This is a genomic window from Vibrio sp. 1580, from assembly GCF_033340055.1.
Window position 1 is genome coordinate 1 of the sequence record NZ_JAWOVT010000587.1, and the last position, 555, is coordinate 555.

The 555-nt window shown below is 49.2% G+C and carries 1 protein-coding gene; it reads right to left on the reverse strand.

Going from position 1 to position 555, the window contains the following annotated elements:
* Positions 1-555: di-heme oxidoredictase family protein (locus tag R7093_RS27300; RefSeq protein WP_318147289.1), on the reverse strand; the 555-nt coding region annotated here is incomplete at both ends.

Genomic DNA, 555 nt, shown 5'->3' on the forward strand with positions numbered 1-555 from the left:
TACGTGCTCGACCATCATGTAAAAAATACGTGTGACCGTTCACTTCTTCTGTGTAACCAATCCCCCAAAGTGGTGGCGTACGCCATTCACGGCCATTGGCAAGATATTCAGGTCGATGATCAGCAAGGCCCTCTCCCATGTCATGCAACAGCAGATCGGTATACGGGTGGATAAGTTGCTCTGAAAGCGCAGGCCGGTCTGCTCGTTTTGTCGTTTTTGCACTGGTTTTATGGCAGCTTTCGCACCCCGAAGCAGCAAAGATCTTTTGGCCAAGCTGAACATCAGGAGCATTCACATTTCGACGAATCGGCACGGCTAAGTGTTGGCTGTAAAACTCTACGAAGTCGAGTATGTTTTGGCTTACTTCTGGCTTGCCGCCATTTGGCAACTCCTCACAAAGGGATTGCTTCGCCGTGCAGTTTTCATTCGGGAACAAGTGACTTGTTAGACCAACATCACCATTAAACGCGGCCGCATTTTGCTGCATCAACGTTGGTTGTCCTGCTTTCCATCCAAAACGGCCAAGCGAAAAGTCGCCTTTTTCGATGTCCCAAA